The following is an 18,283-nucleotide window of genomic DNA, read 5'->3' on the forward strand; positions in this document are numbered from 1 at the left end:
CTTCTTCAMATMWRMSTTTTGAAAATTCCTGTGTTAATTTTTCAKCCCCAATGATGCATGGTGTAATTGGTGTCTCAGACGCACCAATATTAAAGCCAAGCTTCTCAAGCCCCGCTTTTAAATAATTACCATTATCCCACAGCTTATCGTGTAGCTCTGTTGAATCAATCAGCATTTGCACGGCTGCTGTAATAGCGGCTACATCACCTGGTGGTAATGCTGTTGAGAATAGGAATGGGCGTGAGCGAACTTTTAGCCAATCAATTAAATTTTTCTTACCTGCTACATAGCCACCTACTACACCAATGGCTTTTGATAATGTACCAATTTGGAAATCAATTTCTTTTTCTAATCCAAAATGCTTCACAGTTCCTTTTCCTTTACCTGTTACACCCGAACCATGTGCATCATCCACATACGTGATTAAATCAAACTCTTTAGCTATTTCCACAATTTCAGGTAATTTAGCAATATCACCATCCATTGAGAAGACACCATCTGTGATAACCATGATTTTATTGTATAAACCTGATTCCTTTGCTGCCTTTGCCTTTGCACGTAAATCCTCCATATCAGAGTGATTAAACGCGATGATTTTTGCCTTTGATAAGCGACATCCATCAATAATAGAGGCATGGTTTAATTGATCAGATAGAATGGCATCATTTTTATCCATTACAGCCGAAATAGCTGCCATATTACAATTAAATCCAGATTGATAAGAAATAGCCGCTTCTGTTCCTTTAAATTCAGCAAGCTTTTCTTCTAATTTTACGTGCAAGTCAAGTGTCCCGTTGATTGTGCGAACAGCACCTGCTCCAACACCGTATTTATCAATTGTCTCTTTGGCAATACGCTTTAATTCTTCATTTGTTGCTAAACCAAGATAGTTGTTAGAGGATAAGTTAACAAGATTTTTGCCACGGACCTGAATAATTGGGCCATTTGCTCCCTCTACTGGATCGATTTCATTGTATAAGCCTTGTTCATGTAAGGCTTGTAGGTTTTCATCTAAAAATGCATTCAATACTTTTGACAAGCGTATCATCCTTTCCTAGGAAAACTGTTCTCGCTCCTAGTTTAGCACATGCAAGCCATTAGCTACATTACTTTGTTAATCTTTCGAATAGTGGCGCTGTTTTTTCGCGCCATAAAGAAGCCGATAGACAATTATCTAATAAACGACGAACGGTATATTCAGCTTCTGCATATCGTTTGGAATGGCCCATCGCATCCTGTATAGCTTCTTTGTATTGTGCTCGCACTGCCTCGATCGCAGTTTCTGCTTCCTCTGACAGCTCACAATGTTGACCAATATCAAATATCTTATCCCCTAACCTACCATCCTCTGGATCAAAGATATGAGGCTCTGTGCTATCAAAAATACAGAAATTAAGCTCTGGGATAATGACCATATCTACAGATCCCGCATCTAAGCCACACCAAACAATTTGTGCATCAAGCCCTCTTGCATTTGCTTCATCGGCTAAGCTTTTCATTAGTGAAGATTTGCCTGTACCTGGCTTACCTTTAATCATGAAGCGAGTCGTGATACTTTTGGTGATACTATCCACTGTATTTTCCGCACCTCTAGGAGTTAGCGTTCCCAGTAAACGATGTGTCCGCATACCTGTTTTATTCAGAATAATAGATTGGAACACTTCCGACTTTAAATTTTCCACCTGTTCATTTAATGCCTGCCAGTTCATACAGCTTTGTGTGATAACCTCCCAGTCATCATGTAGCTTGATTGCTTGATCCAGTTTCGCTATGCATTTTTCACGCCATGTTGCACGCTCTTGCATCGCCTCTGCAAGCTGTTCTCCAACCTTTTTAAGCTGTATGTCTTCTAAGCATTCATAGAAAGACATGACACGATGCTTTGTACCGAGTAAAGTTGGCTCGATATTCCACTCAGATGCCCATACAAAAAGTCTGTTACAGCCTTTTATATAAACGGCCTCAACAACCTCCTCTAATAAAGCATGCTTAAACCACTCGACAGCAAAGCCCTGTTTCACATAGAAGTATCCTAGTTCTTTTAACAGTTCTGAACCTTTAAATGTGGCAGGCCCTTGCAAAAAATAAACGAGAGACGCCTCTTCCATCATTTCTTTATATAAATGCTTCACACCTTGGCCAGTCAATGCGTGTCCAAAATAATACGTTACATTTCCGTTCAAATGTCGTTCCTCCTTTAGCTTATGCCCTGCATTATATGAAAGAACGCTAAAAAAAATGAGAAGCTACTTCTATCCTTTATAGATCTAAGTAGCTTCTTGGTTTAATAGAATGGCTTCATGCCCTCCATATTTCCAATACATTTCATCAATATTTTACGACAATACGGTAATGAATATTGCACAATATAGCCTGAAGTTAAGGCAATCAATACCGTCCCTACTCCAACTGGTCCTCCTAGAAGCCAGCCAATAATGGTTACAAGTACTTCAATTCCCATTCTTGCTGTTTTAATAGATCCACCAAACTTTTCGACAAGTATCATCATTAAGGTATCCCTTGGTCCTGCGCCCATATTCGGTGCAATATACATTCCACAGCCAAAGCTCAAAACAAATAAGCCAATAATAAAATATGTAATTTGTAAGCCATATACATCCGTTGAGGGCAACATCCAATTAAATACATCAATAAAAGAGCCAATTAACAGCATATTGAGCCAAGTACCTAACTTTGGCCATTGACGCAATACGATGGATGTTGAAGCAACTATAAAGAGTCCTGTTACAATAGACCATGTGCCAATACTTAACCCAAAATTTTGAAATAGACCTATATGTAAAACATCCCATGGGCTTGTGCCAACAATTTTCCCCTTTATCGACATCGTGATGCCAAGTGACATCACCATTAAGCCACCAATAAAAAAGGTCCAACGCCACCCCATTATTCTACGCATTCCTTATCCTTCTCTCTATGAATAATATTGCTAATACTGTATCATACTTTCAACCAAAATTAAGCTATAGTGCTTAAACTAAACCGTTTATCTTACCACATAAAAAACTACCCATTCTCTCACTCATGGGTAGTTGTAATTGTGGCAAGTTGTGCCTTTGTTATATTCTTCAAATCTTCTATTTGTACATGAATTTGCATACCAATTTTCCCAGCACTAACGATTATACTACCTTGTCCTTGAGCAGATGCATCGATGACCGTTGGATATAACTTCTTCATCCCTACTGGTGAACATCCACCACGAACATAACCAGTATGGCTAAGTAGATCTTTTACCGCTAACATTTCAATTTTCTTTTCCCCAACTACCTTCGCGGCTGCTTTTAAGTCCAGCTCTTCAGCTACTGGAATAACAAATACAAATAACCTTTGTGCACTTGCTTTTGCTACTAATGTTTTAAATACCCGAGCAACAGGCTGTCCTATTTTCTCAGCTACAGAAACACCATCAACTTGACCGTCCCCTGTTTCATATTCTATCACATCAAAATGAATTTTTTGTTGTTCTAATAAACGCATCGCATTCGTTTTCGCGTGCTTTGCCTTTGCCATGTCAACAATCTCHTATCTACAGCATCAGGCTATCAAAGAGAACATAGAATCCTTSTCTGKACGHTAGCCATTTTTCGTCATTTGAACGTGAGCCGCATATCTTTCCGATGCCTGTTTAAATGCTCTTAACTTGAATGCAGTCTCATAGTTCTTACCGAAAATTGTATCTGCAAATGGGTCCAATTTCAATTCCTTCGAGTAACGTTCAGGAACCTTCACTTCAATGATGTCACGTACAAAAGATGGTTCGCTTTCATTTGTGGCAACCTCGTCAACATTTGAATTATTTAACATATGCTGTATTTGAGCATCAACGCTTTGCGCCACACGTAAATCTTGAGGAGAAGGCTCTGCTGATGACAATGCTGCATTACGTACCTGCTCTAAAATGTGCAGTGTGTCMCCTAGTTCYKAATCGGAWATATTCGASSSATSARCGTTATCATTCATTCCTACTTTATAGGTTTGCTCATGTGCMCGTACATTCWTTTCWGTTTGCTGTAAATCTTCCATAATGGCTTTCTGCTGAGGAGTTACTTCTTTTGACTCTTCTTGCTGCTGGTCATACAAATCTTGGTCAGTACGTCCTAATAATAAATTTTCAAGTTCAATCAATAATGGGTTTTTCTTTGGCTGAAAATACATCGCATTTTTTCTATAGGCATCTCCTGCCTCTTTACGCTGAAGTATTTTTTTACGATTATGCTGGGATGAAATTCTTTCTTGTTCCATTAAATTTGATATTTTCATAGTTTTCACCTCGCCCTTCTATCTACATATGCTAATAAGTKAATAGATATGAACATTCTTCCTCACACTCTATCTATACCATTTTATAAGTTTCTGTACACTCAGTCCCTTATACCCCACTTTTCCCGTCAAGCCTTACCCACTCGTAANGACCTAAAGAGATACTAATTATTTTTTTAAATAGGTATAAAGAATCTCATACAACTAATATTTTCATATTCATTTATTAGCTTCATACCCTTTTCAATAAAATTCATTACCATATACACTACACAAATAGTGTTAATCAACGTAAAAAAACAGCCCTTCATACTGGACTGCTTTTCTTAATTTTTGGGTCTAATCAATATCCCTTTATAGGCTAAGTAACCAAGCCATGCACCAATTGTATTCAAAATTAAATCATCAATATCCGCAGAACCAACGGTAAAAATAAATTGAACGGTTTCAACAGCAAGACTAGAAATAAAGCCTAAACAAATAATAACCCATGCTTTTCGGAATTTCTTCGATAGTAATGGCAGTAAAAAGCCCATTGGAGTAAAAATTAATAAGTTGCCAAGTAAGTTAACGATTATAATTTCCCAATTAAAATATTGAGAGTAGTTTATATAACGGAGAATCGTTTCGAAGGGAATAAAATTAGTAGTTAATCGCCAGCTACTATAATCAAACAATCCTAAGTCACCTATAGAATAATCTCCCCTTAATAAAATGACGACTACATCTACTAAGCGATCAATAACCAATTTATAAAAAGCCATAAATGAATAGATACTAAATAAAATCCAACCTGCGATCTTTAGCGGCAAATGATATGTATCAATGACATCCCGATATGGTAATGGGAGCTTGGCATTATTTTGAACATCCGCTATGTTGTTTTTAGACAAGCTTAACACCCACTTCCCTTTTATTCCTTCCCATATTTTAATATGCTCAACTATAGCTTGCAAGTAGCTGAAAAAATTATCATCCAAAAAGGCTGTCTCCTACCAGCAGAGACAGCCTTATAATAAGTATGTTTAARCTGGGTTTACCCCATGCTTACGTTGTGAGAATAATAAGTATTTTGACATATAAAGTTCTAAGCGATTTTCTAGTACCTTACGCAGCTCATTAGGCTCAATCACATCATCAATGATAAGCTCTGAAGCTAAGCGATACACATCAATTTCCTCTTGATATTCTTTACGTTTCTCGGCAATGAAGCTTGCTTGCTCTTCTTTTGGAAGTTCTGCAATTTTATTGGCATAGACGGCATTGACAGCAGCTTCTGGTCCCATTACGGCAATTTGTGCATTTGATAAGGCAATACAGCAGTCTGGTTCAAACGCAGGGCCAGCCATTGCATATAATCCTGCACCATACGCTTTACGCACAATGACCGTTAGCTTAGGAACAGTTGCCTCACTCATGGCAAAAATCATTTTAGCACCATGACGGATGATTCCTGCTTTTTCTACCTGAGTACCAATCATAAAGCCTGGAACGTCTGCTAGGAATAACAGTGGGATATTGAATGCATCACAAAGTGAAATAAATTTCGCCGCTTTATCAGCAGAATCGTGGAATAGCACGCCTCCCTTAACACGTGGTTGGTTAGCGATGATCCCAACGGATTGTCCATTAATTCGTGCAAGGCCTGTAATTAATTCTGGTGCAAATAATTTCTTAACCTCACAAAACGAATCTTCATCAATAATACGATCAATTAGCTTATACATATCAAATGGTACATTTTGATTTTGAGGAATTAATTCTTCAATAGATTTATCAAATGAAGCTGGTGGTTTAGGAGCCTCTACCTTGCTACGCTCTGCATAGTTATTCGGGAAATATCCTAAATATTTGCGCGCATAAGTAATAGCCTCCTGTTCGGATTTAACAAGCACATCTCCACAACCAGAAACGGAACAGTGCATTTTTGCGCCACCCATTGTTTCTAAATCTACTTTTTCACCGATAACCATTTCGGCCATTCGAGGAGATCCTAAATACATAGAAGCATTCCCTTCTACCATCACCACGATATCGCAAAATGCAGGAATATAGGCGCCACCCGCTGCGGAAGGACCAAATAATAAGCAAATTTGCGGAACTTTTCCTGACAGTTTGACTTGATTGTAGAAAATGCGTCCTGCACCTCGGCGTCCCGGGAACATTTCAAGCTGATCTGTAATACGCGCACCCGCAGAATCCACTAAATAAAGTAATGGACAATTCAACTTTTCAGCGGTTTCTTGAATGCGAATCATTTTTTCAACCGTGCGTTTTCCCCAAGAACCAGCTTTAATCGTTGAATCGTTCGCTAGCACACAAACTGTGCGACCATGGATTTTACCAATACCAGTGATAACGCCATCTGCTGGTAAATCCCCTGCTAAACAGTTCGCATAGAGTCCATCCTCTGATTGAAGACCATCATCAAGTAATAGTTCAAGACGCTCACGTACAAATAGCTTGCCTTGTTGTGCATTTTTGTCATGATATTTTGGTAATCCACCTGCTAAAATTTTATCTTTCATTGTAGGTGGTGTATTTTCTGTCGAGATATTGCTCATGTTTATTTCCTCCCTTTGCCCAATCGATTACACCAAAATTATTTCTTGGCGTTTTATTTCCCTGAWTATTGTGGCGCTCGCTTCTCTTGBAAVBYHADHAAGCCCTCTAATCGGTCTTCTGTTGGGATCAGTGCACTATATGCAAGTGATTCAATTTTTAAACCGGTAGCTAAATCTACCTCAACACCTTGATTGATCGCAACTTTGGCCTGCACTAGAGAGAGTGGTGCATTTTTTGCCATTTCCAGTGCAAGCTGTTGTGCCTTATCTAATACCTCATGTCCTTCATAAACATACTCGATAATGCCATAATTTTCAGCTTCTTTAGCACTGAGCCTACGTGCTGTATAAATTAATTCCTTTGCTTTACCAAGACCAATTAGACGTGGAAGCCGCTGTGTTCCCCCAGCTCCTGGAATAATACCGAGTGATGTTTCTGTTAAGCCAAGCTTTACATGTGTAGCCGCAATTCGTAAATCACAAGCTAGTGCCAACTCCAAGCCTCCACCAAAGGCAACACCATTTAAGACAGCAATGACAGGCTGTGCAAGCGTTTCAACTTTTGCCACAGTGGCACCAATCAGCTGCACGATCTGCTTCACTTGTCGATCAGACATTCCTTTACGTTCCTTTAAATCAGCACCTGCACAAAATGCCTTTTCGCCTGCACCTGTTAGAAGGACTACACGCACTGCTGGATCACCATTGATTTGATCAAGTGTGGCAGACAGCTCATGCAGTAATTGAACCGACATAGCGTTAGCAGCTTCTGGTCTTGAAAGAGTAATAAGTCCAATACTACCCTCTAGTAATTCAAATCGAACGAGTTGTGTCATCCTTGATTTGCACTCCTTTCATTGCGGACAATAGCCATTTGCTTTGATGCAACCGCTTTGCCTAACTTCTCTTCAATAAAGAGTGCTGCCTCTAGCACCTTTTGTCGATCTACGCCTGTTTCAATGCCCATCTCATCGAATAAATACAATAAATCTTCTGTGGCTACATTACCTGAGGCACCTTTCGCATATGGGCAGCCCCCTAGCCCACCAAGCGCACTATCAAACTTGGTAATACCCATCTCTAAGGATTTCATAATATTGGCTAATGCTGTCCCACGTGTATCATGAAAATGCATGGCAAATTTTTCAGCAGGATACCTTTTTAGCAATTCCTCTAAAAGAAACTCAACCTGCGTCGGTACACCAACACCAATTGTGTCACCAAGCGATATTTCAGTCACACCCATCTCCAATAATTTTTCCGTTACTCGTAATACCTTGTCAGGGTGTATATACCCCTCATAGGGACAACCAATAACCGTTGAGATATAACCTCGAACATGTTTTTTTGCAGCCTGAGCTCCTACTACAACTANCNCAAACCCTTCACACGTWRRMRWTATGGTTTTATTAATATTACTTTGGTTATGGCTTTCACTAGCAGACATAAAAATACTTACTTCATCTACTTCAGCCTGTAATGCGCGTTCTAAGCCCCTCATATTGGGTACAAGTGCCGCATAGGTAATATCCTTATGTCTTTTAATGGCTTGCAGAACCTCGACTGCATCTGCCAATTGAGGAATCCATTTGGGATGCACAAAAGATGTCACTTCAATATAATTTAATCCTGTTTGACCTAATAAATTTACTAATTGCACTTTATCAGCTGTTGAAATATGCGTTTTTTCATTTTGTAAGCCATCACGGGGACCAACTTCTTTGATTGCGACTTGCTTAGGTAGCTGCATAAACAAGCCTCCTCTTATTCAATTTCTAAAATATCATCATCAACGTTAATGAAGTCTCCCTCATTGGCAATGATTTTCGTCACTACGCCATCCTCTTCTGCTGCAATTGGAATTTCCATTTTCATCGATTCTAAAATAGCTACATCTTGACCTGCTGTCACTTTCTCGCCCTCTGTTACGACGATTTTCCATACTGTCCCTGCCATGCTTGCTTTTACTGTTGCCATAATCATTCACTCCTATTTTTTTATCATGTATTCGTCCCTCTATAGAAGCACGAATACATGATAATTGTTATTTTGTTTCTGCTAATTGCGGTAAATAATATTGCTCTACAAATTTTGTCGTCGTATAGCCTTTTAAAAATTGCTCATGTGTGACGGTTTTTAACAGCATCGGGATATTCGTTTGAATCCCCTCCACTTTATACGCCTTTAGCGCTTGTGCTAATCTTTCACAGGCAATTTCTCTTGTTTCCCCCCACACCACCAATTTACTAATCATTGGATCATAGAATGGTGTTACCACTGAACCAGACTCTACACCACACTCATGTCGAATGCCTTCACCTGTCGGTAATTCAAGAGTCGTAATGGTACCTGGAGACGGGAAAAATGTCGAAGGATTTTCAGCGTATATGCGTACTTCAATTGCGTGCCCTTCTTTAGTAATACTTTCTCTAGTAAACGTAAGAGGTTGTTTTGCCGCAATTTTTAATTGCTCTTCTACTAAATCAAGCTTCGTAATTTCCTCCGTAACGGGATGCTCTACCTGTAGTCTTGTATTCATTTCTAAAAAATAAAAGTTTTGATCTTCATCAACCAAGTATTCGATTGTTCCAGCATTGACATAACCAATATGCTTCGCCGCCTTAACTGACGCTTCTAGCATTTTTTCTCTTGTCTCTTGTGAGATAAACGGTGATGGTGCTTCTTCTACTACTTTTTGATTTCTTCGTTGAATAGAGCATTCTCGTTCAAATAATGGAACGACATTACCTTGATGATCAGCAATAATTTGCACTTCGACATGGTGAGGGTTAGCAATGAATCGCTCCATATACATCGTGCCATCACCAAAGAATGATTGTGCACGCTTTTGATTGCCCTCGAAAGCTTTGGCTAGTTCCTCAGCATTTTCAACTAGCTGCATACCGATACCGCCTCCGCCTGCCGATGCCTTTAACATAATTGGATAGCCTAAACGCTCCGCTATGGCAGTGGCTTCTTCTACATCCTTCACTGGCGCTTCTACACCCTCTACAATCGGTACACTAGCAGCTTTCATTGTTTTACGAGCCTCTAATTTACTGCCCATTGAAGCGATCACATCAGCACTTGGCCCGATAAACACTAAACCTGCCTCTGTACAACGTTTCGCAAAATTTGCATTCTCTGATAGTAAACCATAGCCAGGATGAATAGCCTCTGCCCCACTTTCTAGTGCAATTTCAAGAATGCGGTCGATGTTTAAATAGCTCTGTGCAACAGGTGACTTCCCTACACAGAAAGCCTCATCTGCATCTTTCACATGTAAGCTTTCAGCATCTGCCTCTGAATAGATAGCAACCGTATGAATATTTAGGCGCTTGCATGTTCTGATCACACGTCTAGCAATCTCCCCACGATTTGCAATTAATACCTTGTTGAACATATTCACTGCCCCTCCTTACTTTACGGTCATAACGAAATCTTCTCGTAATTTATATTTTTGAACTTTTCCAGATGCAGTCATTGGATAGTTATCAATAAAGAAAATATGTCGTGGAATTTTATGTCTTGAAATTTTATCCCGACAATAATCTCGGATTTCTTCCGTTGTGGCCTGCTCTCCTTCTTTTAAAACAATCCAAGCTGCCGCCTCCTCGCCATAAACAGGATCAGGGACACCTGCAACCTGAACATCTGAAATTTTCGGATGTGTATAAAGGAACTCCTCAATTTCACGAGGATATAGGTTTTCGCCACCACGGATAATCATATCCTTTAAACGACCTGTTACACGAACATAACCTGCTTCATCCATCGTTGCTAAATCACCTGTATGCAACCAACCATCCTCGTCAATCGCCAGATCTGTTTCCTCCTGGTTTTTATAATAGCCCTTCATCACATGATAGCCCCTTGTACACAGCTCTCCCTGTTCATTTGTCGGAGCTTCCTCGGTAGTTCCAGGAACAACAATCTTTACTTCTAGGTTAGGTAAAGCGCGGCCAACCGTCTCCACCTTTAACACTAGCGGGTCATCCGTTCTTGTCTGTGTAATAACAGGTGATGATTCTGTTTGACCGTAGCATATTGTTATATCTTTCATGCCCATCTTCTCAATGACCGCTTTCATAACCTCAATTGGACAGTTTGATCCTGCCATGACTCCTGTACGTAAAGTTGAAAGATCGAAAGATGCAAAATTCGATAAATTCAGTTCACTAATGAACATCGTTGGCACGCCATGTAATGCAGTGCATTTCTCTTGTTGAACGGTTCTTAGTACCTCTTCAGGTGAGAACTCCTGTACTGGTACCATTGTTCCACCACTTGTTGTAATGGCTAATGTTCCTATGACACAACCAAAGCAATGGAAGAAAGGGACTGGGATACATAGACGATCCTCTGCCGTTAAACGCATACATTCTGCAATGTTAACAGCATTGTTGACTAAGTTAAAATGCGTTAGCATGACTCCCTTAGGAAAGCCTGTTGTACCAGAAGTATATTGAATATTAATGACATCATCATAATGAAGAGACTGCTCTCTCTGATCTAACTGTTCCTCGGTTACTTGCTCGGCAGCAGTTAAAACGTCTGACCAATTAAGTACGCCGGGGTATTTGGTTTCACCGATTAAAATAACATTTTTTAATAAAGGTAGTCGCTTTGATTGCAAATTACCTGGTTCACAATGTTCAAGCTCTGGACATAACTCTTGCAGTGTATTGATAAAAGAATGGTCTCGATAWTTWTCWMTKAWAYWRMKCGTTTTAGCATCAGATTGCTTCAATAAATACTCCAACTCACTCGCACGGTAATTCGTATTTACCGTTACAATTGGAGCACCCATCTTCCCTGTACCAAATTGAAGCTGTACCCACTCAGGAACATTCGTCGTCCATACTGCGATATGGTCTCCCTTTTCAATTCCTAGAGCCATTAAACCTCTCGCTACGTATCGTGCTTGACGATTTADCTGTTCATAAGTCATGCGTAAATTTCTGTCAGCATAGACTAATGCTTCATTCTGCGGGTACTTTTTTGATTGTTCATCTAGCAATTGACCAATAGTTTGATACACAAGTTCTGCCATGAAGATCCCCCTTATTTATGCTATTTAACTTAACTGATGATGATTAACAGCCAATTAGACGAGAAATAACAAGACGTTGAATTTCAGATGTTCCTTCACCGATTTCCATTAATTTAATGTCACGTAAATGACGTTCTACATCATATTCTTTCATATATCCAGAACCACCATGAATTTGGATTGCTTGATTACATGTACGGAAGCCCATTTCAGAAGCAAATAGTTTAGCCATCGCAGCTTCTTTGCCAAATGGCTTCTTTTGATCTTTTAACCATGCCGCTTTATGTACTARCGTACGAGCAAGCTCTATTTCCATCGCCATATCCGCTAATTTAAATTGGATCGCTTGTAGCTTCGAAATAGGTGCACCAAATTGCTCACGTTCCTTCGCGAATTTTAGTGCCTTTTCATAAGSWSCCKGGGCAATTCCAACAGAAAGAGCAGCGATGGAAATACGACCACCATCCAATGTATTTAAAAACTGGCTAAAGCCACGTTTTTCATCCCCTAATAGATTTGTTCTTGGGACACGGACATTTTCTAACACAATTTCACATGTATTGGAGCCACGTACACCCATTTTGTCATAATTACAGTTGATTGTTACGCCTGGTGTGTTTGTTGGCACAATAATAGAAGAAATAATCTTTTTACCATCCTCACGTTTACCTGTTACCGCCGTTACAATAATTTGTCGAGCATATCCTGCATTAGTGATCCAGCATTTCTCTCCATTAATAATGTAGTCATCACCATCAATAACAGCTGTAGTACGTGTGCCCCCTGCATCTGAACCTGCATTTGGCTCTGTTAAACCGAATGATCCTWATGTCTCACCCTTAGCTAAYGGAACTAGCCACTCTTGCTTTTGCTCCTCTGTGCCGAAGTTKTAAATTGGTGAGGCTCCTAAGCTAACAGCAGCTGCATAGCTTAACMCTGTGCCCCCACATGCTCGACCAATCTCCTCTACAGCTAAAGCGTAGGACACCGTATCACCACCTGATCCACCATATTCCTCAGGAAACGGGATACCCAATAAGCCTAGTTCTGCCATTTTCTTAAAGCTCTCTATTCTCATTGTTGATGTCTCATCAACCTCACGAGCATACGGTTTAATCTCCTTCTCAGCAAAATCACGCACCATGTCTCGAATCATTTCTTGCTCTTTTGTTAATTCAAAATTCATCCCTAATCCCCCTATTGTTGAATTTGCCATAGTAGATGTAGCTCAAGAACAATTGCTTACAGTGAAATACCGACTAGTCGGTTTGTAAAAACAAATAATAAAACCAGTGTTTCCTACTGGCTACCCCTTTATTATAAATTGCTTCGCTTCTCCCATGGCTTGCTCTGTCACAATTGCCCGTAATACCATATCGGTAAAAACATCTGTGATTTGCTCCATCGTTAATGGTCCTGATTGCTTAAACCATTTGTACGTCCAGTTAATCATCCCGACAATTGCCATTGTTACAATTGTACAAGGTAATTCGGTACGAAAAACCTTTGCTTCCTGACCCTCTGCTATCACTCTTTGTAAAATATCACGATAGTGATCTCGCTTTTTATGGATGATGTCACTATATTCATCTGAGAGTGAACGACTTTCTTCATAAAAAATCGTAATATGTGCTTGATACATATCAAATACTTGTGTCAGTGTTTGCAGCATGGCACACAAACGTGTGATAGGTGTATCGAATTTGTCATATGCAGCTTGCGATTGTTGAATGACATATGAAATAAAGACATCATGAATTTCATACAACAGTTCATCTTTTGATTTAAAATTATGATAAAATCCACCCTTTGATGCCCCAATATATTCCACAATACGATCCACGGTTACATTGTGATAACCATCTTGTTGAAATAATTCAACTGAAGCGTCTACAATTCTTTGTTTTAACGTTTTCTTTACCATAGGCCCTATCATCCTTCATCTAGCTCTATACTTCATCACTCCTTATAATCAGGAAAAACCCCTCAACCCTTAGAGTATTCTATTTTTTCCTAATTATAAAAATACTATGACAATACAAATATAACATTCTCAAAAATTGGTGTCTAGCACCGAATAGCTTTTTTCTATAGTTTCGAGCATAATTTTTACTTAAAACAGCATGGATAGATTTTGCAAACACAAATTAACTGTATGATATATATCTTGCTTTCATCACAAAAAAAACAAAAAATTTCCCTCACGTTCATAAAAGGGAAATTTTTACTTTATAAAGTTTTTGGTAGTTTACGTAGCCACGAAATAATAACAGCAACAATTAAGGCGAAACCTAAGTAGCCCATTGTTGAATAGACTTTACCAACTAATGTAGTAAATCCTACTAGGCTTGCAGCAAAACCTATTAATCCTATAACTACAATAGCTACTTTAAAATATTGATGGTCTGGCGCAATAAATCGAACTGTAAATGAATAGAACATCCCCACCGCAGTATTGTACATCATGCCTAATAAAGCAATAGACATTAAGACACCTACTATAGGGTGAATTTGTTTTGCTAATTCTAATGTTGGCATTGCTACTCCATCAATAACATTTATTTTAGCAAACATGGCTATATTGATTAATACAATTAAGATACCAAGCATTAAACCGCCAAGTAGTCCACCTCTGCCAGCAACTTTGCGGTCCTTTACTGTTCCACCCATTACAATTAACATTGCTGCACCAGCAGCGATATTATAGGAAACATAAAGTAATGCTCCCATTAACCAATTAGATGCTGCAGATGATTGTGCTTTCGTTAAAGTATTTTGCTCTGCAATGGATATATCCATCGTAAAGATAGAATAAATCAAAATAATAAAAATGATACCCATTAAATAAGGGGTAACCAATGCTATTAAATTAATAGTATTATTAACATTTAATAGTAAGGTTAGTAWAGTTATAACAACCATAAAAATACTACCAACTACTGGATTGATGCCAAACATCTGATGAAATGTTGAGCCTGATCCAGCAAACATGACAACAGCAACGCCAAATAAGAAAAACGTGATAACGATATCTAAAATAATCCCAACATATCGCCCTCCTATATGATAGATCACCTCTTTATGTGATGTTGTTTGTAAATCTGTTCCTAATTGAGCTAAACTCATTCCTAAAAATGCGAAGGCAAGGGTAGCAACAATGGCACCTACCATACTGTACAAGCCAAAGCTAGTAAAGTACTGCATTATTTCCTGACCCGATGCAAACCCTGCTCCAACAATTAAGCCTACAAATGCTCCACCTATCTGCCAACTTTTTTTCATAGCCCACCTACTATTCTAATATAAGAAATTTAAGTCTATTTATTGATATGTTTTCTGTGCGACTGTGAAGGAATTAACCGTTTCCCTATTTATTTCATAACCAATTCCTACTTGTTGTGGTACTTCAATATAACCATCTTTTACAACTACTTCTGGTTCGATAATATCCTTTTCCCAATATCGATTAGAGCCAGCAGTATCTCCCGGTAATATAAAATTTGACAACGTTGTTAAAGCTACATTGTGCGCACGACCAATACCAGATTCTAACATGCCGCCACACCATACTGGGATGTTATGTGTCTCACAATAATCATGTATTTTTTTTGCTTCTGTTAGGCCACCAACACGACCAATTTTTATGTTTATAATTTTGGTGCTCCCTAGTTCTATAGCCTTTCGTGCATCTTCTAACGAATGGATACTTTCGTCCAAACAAATTGGTGTTTCCATTAATTTTTGTAATGAAGCATGGTCGATAATGTCATCTGAAGCCAATGGTTGCTCAATCATTGTTAAGTTAAATGCATCAAGTTGTTTCAATGTTTCAGTATCCTCTAGACGATAGGCTGAATTAGCATCAGCCATAAAGGCTACATCAGGAAATGTTTCCCTTAATGTACGCATAACCTCTATATCCCAGCCCGGTTTTATTTTGATTTTCATGCGCTTATAGCCTTCCTTTACATAGCCGTCAACTAATGTAACTAACTCCTCGATTGAATTTTGTATGCCGATACTAATACCTACTTCAATTTTATCCTTTTTACCACCAAGTGCTGTTGCTAGGGATTGACCAGTTTGCTGTGCATATATATCCCAAATAGCTCCTTCTATTGTCGATTTCGCCATATTATTTTTGCGAATCGGCTCAAATAATTGACTCACTTCAGCTGGGTGATGAATCTCTTTATTTAAAACAAGAGGAATGAGGAAGTCTTCAAGCATATGCCAGTTTGTTTGAAGTGTTTCTTCATTGTACCAAGGTGAATGAAAGGCAACTGATTCTCCCCAACCGATTAAGCCTGTCTCATCTTTTGCCTCGAGGACTAAAAAGTTCCTCTCATCAAACGTGCCAAAGCTTGTTGTAAACGGTGCTTTTAATTTCATCTTCAATTGTCGTATTGTGATTTCTGTAATTTTCATATTAAAATGCCCCTTCCAAATTTAAAGCTGCTTTTTTCACTAAAACATATTCGTTATAGCATTCTCGTTGTTGCAGTGAAATTGCTGCATACCCTGCTGAAAATAGTTGCTTTAGTATAGTTCTTGTTTTGAAACGCCAATCCAATGCTAAGCTAGGATTTTGTGCTTTTAAGGCTTGAAAGTCCTTAGGAACAGGTAGCGTATACAACTCTTCTACAAATTCAAAATTTTCAGTCATTTTTAAGCATAATAAGCCCTGCTTTGTAAGTTCACAGCTTGCCACTGGTTTTGCATCCGCTACTTCTATTGTAATGTCGTTCACCACATAATCTGAAGTTAAATGCCAGCTCACCTCAAATCGATCAGAGGGTAGCCCTTTATTGAAATCATCCTGCATTTCACCGTAGCAATTTTCTATATAGGTATAGCAAATACCCTTTAATTTAGATAAATTAAGATAAGCATTTCGGGTTTCAAGAGGGTCAAATGTCCATACCATTAAGTCATAGCCACGTTCAATAGCAATAGCTCGCTGTTCGTACTTTAACTTTTCTCCTATGCCTAGTGATCGATATTTTTCATCAATCCCTAGCATATGAGAGCATAGATAGCTTTTTCCTTCTCGAAAACCCGCAAAACCATAACTAAATCCGACTAATTTATCTTCTTGATAGGCACCTACAACGATGCCCCCATTTTTCACTGCTGTCAGCGTTTGATGGAGAGGAATAGCAGACATTCCCCATACATTCAACTCTAATTGCTGAACCTGCTCAAGTTGTTCTATTGTTTTGATTTCTCTTATCTCTATCATAGCTATCTCTTCTTTCTATATCTTTATAATGCTCTCAAAATAGCCCTTGTAATAATATTTACTCCTACTAACAGCCGGTCTTGATTAAAGGTCATTTGCGGATGATGTAAGCCAGGAGTAACCCCACAGCCTAATCCAAGCATTGTAGCTTTAAGCTTCGGACGTTCATAGGTATAAAAATGAAAATCCTCCCCTCCTGGTGTAACAACTGATGGAGCGCAAGCCTTTTCCCCAACTACATCAATAATAGCTGCCTTCATATGTTGTAAGGCTTCATCATTCACCAATGCTGCCACTACATGAGCATCTACCTGTAAGGTAATCTTGGCACCATACATCGCTTCAACAGAGGCTTTTACACGCTCCACCCCCTCTGTGATTACCTGCATCACTTCATTTGTTTGGGCCCTTGCATCAATGCTAAAGGTTGCTTTACCAGGAATAATATTTGTAGAGGTGCCTCCCGCATTAAACTGTGTCATTTTGACAGAGGCAGAGATAGTTGGATCAGTCCAAATTTTTTGAAGACCTTCGACAATAGCTGCTCCAACCTCAATTGCATTAACGCCAAGTTCTGGTCGTGAGCCATGTGCCTCTTCCCCAATAATGGTCCCTGTAAAAAGCTTTGCTGCTCCGTGGTATAACGCTGGCGCATATGACSCATCCTGTAATTCCTTTAATGGGCGAACATGAACACCAAATAAATAATCTAAATCATCTATAATACCTTTTTCGACAAATGCGCGTGCTCCTTGGGCCTTTTCCTCAGCAGGCTGAAATAGTATGCGTACAGCACCTGACAGTAAATGCTCCATGTCCTTTAACAGCAATGCAGTTCCAATAGCCATCGTCATATGACCATCATGTCCACAAGAATGGTTAGCTTGAAAGACACCATTAACCTCCTGCCAAAGTGCATCTATATCAGTGCGGAACCCTACTCTAGGTGTTCCCTCCCCTATATCAACATAAAGTCCTGTCATATCTTCAAAAAGGTGTGGCTCCATTTGGGCCTCTCTTAATAAATTTGCTATATATTGAGTTGTATTGTGCTCTTGCCAACTAACTTCTGGATGTTCATGTAAATGTTTAAAAATATCTGTAAGAAGTGGCTGTAACTCTTGTAAAATTTGGTTCATA

Annotated in this window: 15 protein-coding genes and 3 pseudogenes (1 of these 18 cut by a window edge); all 18 read right to left on the minus strand. The window is 39.0% G+C overall.

The window, feature by feature from the left end:
• Positions 1 to 1,048, minus strand: a pseudogene (locus ACHZEU_RS11305) (glycine C-acetyltransferase) (it extends 152 nt beyond the left edge of the window).
• 58 nt (positions 1,049 to 1,106) lie between these two features.
• The gene (locus ACHZEU_RS11310; protein ID WP_112117226.1) at positions 1,107 to 2,183 is read right to left on the minus strand and encodes a nucleotide kinase; all 1,077 of its coding nucleotides are present in this window, start codon (positions 2,181 to 2,183) and stop codon (positions 1,107 to 1,109) included.
• A 101-nt stretch (positions 2,184 to 2,284) separates the two neighbouring features.
• Positions 2,285 to 2,920 (minus strand): YitT family protein, encoded by a 636-nt coding sequence (locus ACHZEU_RS11315; protein ID WP_054549099.1) that lies wholly within the window; start codon positions 2,918 to 2,920, stop codon positions 2,285 to 2,287.
• A 119-nt stretch (positions 2,921 to 3,039) separates the two neighbouring features.
• The gene (ybaK, locus tag ACHZEU_RS11320; protein WP_404804536.1) at positions 3,040 to 3,534 is read right to left on the minus strand and encodes a Cys-tRNA(Pro) deacylase; all 495 of its coding nucleotides are present in this window, start codon (positions 3,532 to 3,534) and stop codon (positions 3,040 to 3,042) included.
• A gap of 24 nt (positions 3,535 to 3,558) precedes the next feature.
• Positions 3,559 to 4,266, minus strand: a complete 708-nt coding sequence (locus tag ACHZEU_RS11325; protein WP_404804537.1) for a hypothetical protein — start codon at positions 4,264 to 4,266, stop codon at positions 3,559 to 3,561.
• A gap of 344 nt (positions 4,267 to 4,610) precedes the next feature.
• Positions 4,611 to 5,264: a VanZ family protein gene (locus tag ACHZEU_RS11330; RefSeq protein WP_404804538.1), complete on the minus strand. Its 654-nt coding sequence runs from the start codon at positions 5,262 to 5,264 to the stop codon at positions 4,611 to 4,613.
• A 45-nt stretch (positions 5,265 to 5,309) separates the two neighbouring features.
• Positions 5,310 to 6,848, minus strand: a complete 1,539-nt coding sequence (locus ACHZEU_RS11335; protein ID WP_404804539.1) for an acyl-CoA carboxylase subunit beta — start codon at positions 6,846 to 6,848, stop codon at positions 5,310 to 5,312.
• 53 nt (positions 6,849 to 6,901) lie between these two features.
• Positions 6,902 to 7,684 (minus strand): annotated as a pseudogene (locus ACHZEU_RS11340) (enoyl-CoA hydratase).
• Positions 7,681 to 8,598, minus strand: a complete 918-nt coding sequence (locus ACHZEU_RS11345) for a hydroxymethylglutaryl-CoA lyase (protein ID WP_404804540.1) — start codon at positions 8,596 to 8,598, stop codon at positions 7,681 to 7,683. Before ACHZEU_RS11345 ends, ACHZEU_RS11340 begins: the two are co-directional and overlap by 4 nt.
• Positions 8,599 to 8,612: 14 nt before the next feature.
• A complete protein-coding gene (locus ACHZEU_RS11350) occupies positions 8,613 to 8,825 on the minus strand; it encodes an acetyl-CoA carboxylase biotin carboxyl carrier protein subunit (protein WP_004225532.1) in 213 nt (70 codons plus the stop codon).
• A gap of 67 nt (positions 8,826 to 8,892) precedes the next feature.
• Complete coding sequence (locus tag ACHZEU_RS11355) at positions 8,893 to 10,251, minus strand: acetyl/propionyl/methylcrotonyl-CoA carboxylase subunit alpha (protein ID WP_048393349.1); 1,359 nt, start codon at positions 10,249 to 10,251, stop codon at positions 8,893 to 8,895.
• Positions 10,252 to 10,266: 15 nt separating this feature from the next.
• Positions 10,267 to 11,901, minus strand: a pseudogene (locus tag ACHZEU_RS11360) (AMP-binding protein).
• A gap of 43 nt (positions 11,902 to 11,944) precedes the next feature.
• Positions 11,945 to 13,087 carry an acyl-CoA dehydrogenase family protein gene (locus ACHZEU_RS11365; protein WP_404804541.1) on the minus strand — a complete coding sequence of 381 codons (1,143 nt, stop codon included), beginning with the start codon at positions 13,085 to 13,087 and terminating at the stop codon, positions 11,945 to 11,947.
• 120 nt (positions 13,088 to 13,207) lie between these two features.
• Positions 13,208 to 13,825 (minus strand): TetR/AcrR family transcriptional regulator, encoded by a 618-nt coding sequence (locus ACHZEU_RS11370; protein WP_036078131.1) that lies wholly within the window; start codon positions 13,823 to 13,825, stop codon positions 13,208 to 13,210.
• 305 nt (positions 13,826 to 14,130) lie between these two features.
• Positions 14,131 to 15,183, minus strand: coding sequence for a hypothetical protein (locus ACHZEU_RS11375; RefSeq protein ID WP_404804542.1), 1,053 nt, complete (start codon positions 15,181 to 15,183; stop codon positions 14,131 to 14,133).
• A 39-nt stretch (positions 15,184 to 15,222) separates the two neighbouring features.
• Positions 15,223 to 16,329: an o-succinylbenzoate synthase gene (gene menC, locus ACHZEU_RS11380; protein WP_326141429.1), complete on the minus strand. Its 1,107-nt coding sequence runs from the start codon at positions 16,327 to 16,329 to the stop codon at positions 15,223 to 15,225.
• Between the two features lies 1 nt (position 16,330).
• A complete protein-coding gene (locus ACHZEU_RS11385) occupies positions 16,331 to 17,143 on the minus strand; it encodes a GNAT family N-acetyltransferase (RefSeq protein ID WP_404804543.1) in 813 nt (270 codons plus the stop codon).
• A gap of 23 nt (positions 17,144 to 17,166) precedes the next feature.
• Complete coding sequence (locus ACHZEU_RS11390; RefSeq protein WP_404804544.1) at positions 17,167 to 18,282, minus strand: M20 peptidase aminoacylase family protein; 1,116 nt, start codon at positions 18,280 to 18,282, stop codon at positions 17,167 to 17,169.
• Position 18,283: the final 1 nt, after the last annotated feature.

The sequence above is a fragment of the Lysinibacillus sp. S1 genome (genome assembly GCF_044986265.1).
GTDB classification, from domain to species: domain Bacteria; phylum Bacillota; class Bacilli; order Bacillales_A; family Planococcaceae; genus Lysinibacillus; species Lysinibacillus capsici.

What these genes read in the sequence shown, in the direction of transcription:
- ACHZEU_RS11315 (WP_054549099.1), bottom strand. Translation starts at nt 2,920, where the DNA reads ATGCGTAGAATAATGGGGTGGCGTTGGACCTTTTTTATTGGTGGCTTA.
- ybaK (WP_404804536.1), bottom strand. Translation starts at nt 3,534, where the DNA reads ATGGCAAAGGCAAAGCACGCGAAAACGAATGCGATGCGTTTATTAGAA.
- ACHZEU_RS11350 (WP_004225532.1), bottom strand. Translation starts at nt 8,825, where the DNA reads ATGGCAACAGTAAAAGCAAGCATGGCAGGGACAGTATGGAAAATCGTC.
- ACHZEU_RS11355 (WP_048393349.1), bottom strand. Translation starts at nt 10,251, where the DNA reads ATGTTCAACAAGGTATTAATTGCAAATCGTGGGGAGATTGCTAGACGT.
- ACHZEU_RS11370 (WP_036078131.1), bottom strand. Translation starts at nt 13,825, where the DNA reads ATGGTAAAGAAAACGTTAAAACAAAGAATTGTAGACGCTTCAGTTGAA.
- menC (WP_326141429.1), bottom strand. Translation starts at nt 16,329, where the DNA reads ATGAAAATTACAGAAATCACAATACGACAATTGAAGATGAAATTAAAA.
- ACHZEU_RS11385 (WP_404804543.1), bottom strand. Translation starts at nt 17,143, where the DNA reads ATGATAGAGATAAGAGAAATCAAAACAATAGAACAACTTGAGCAGGTT.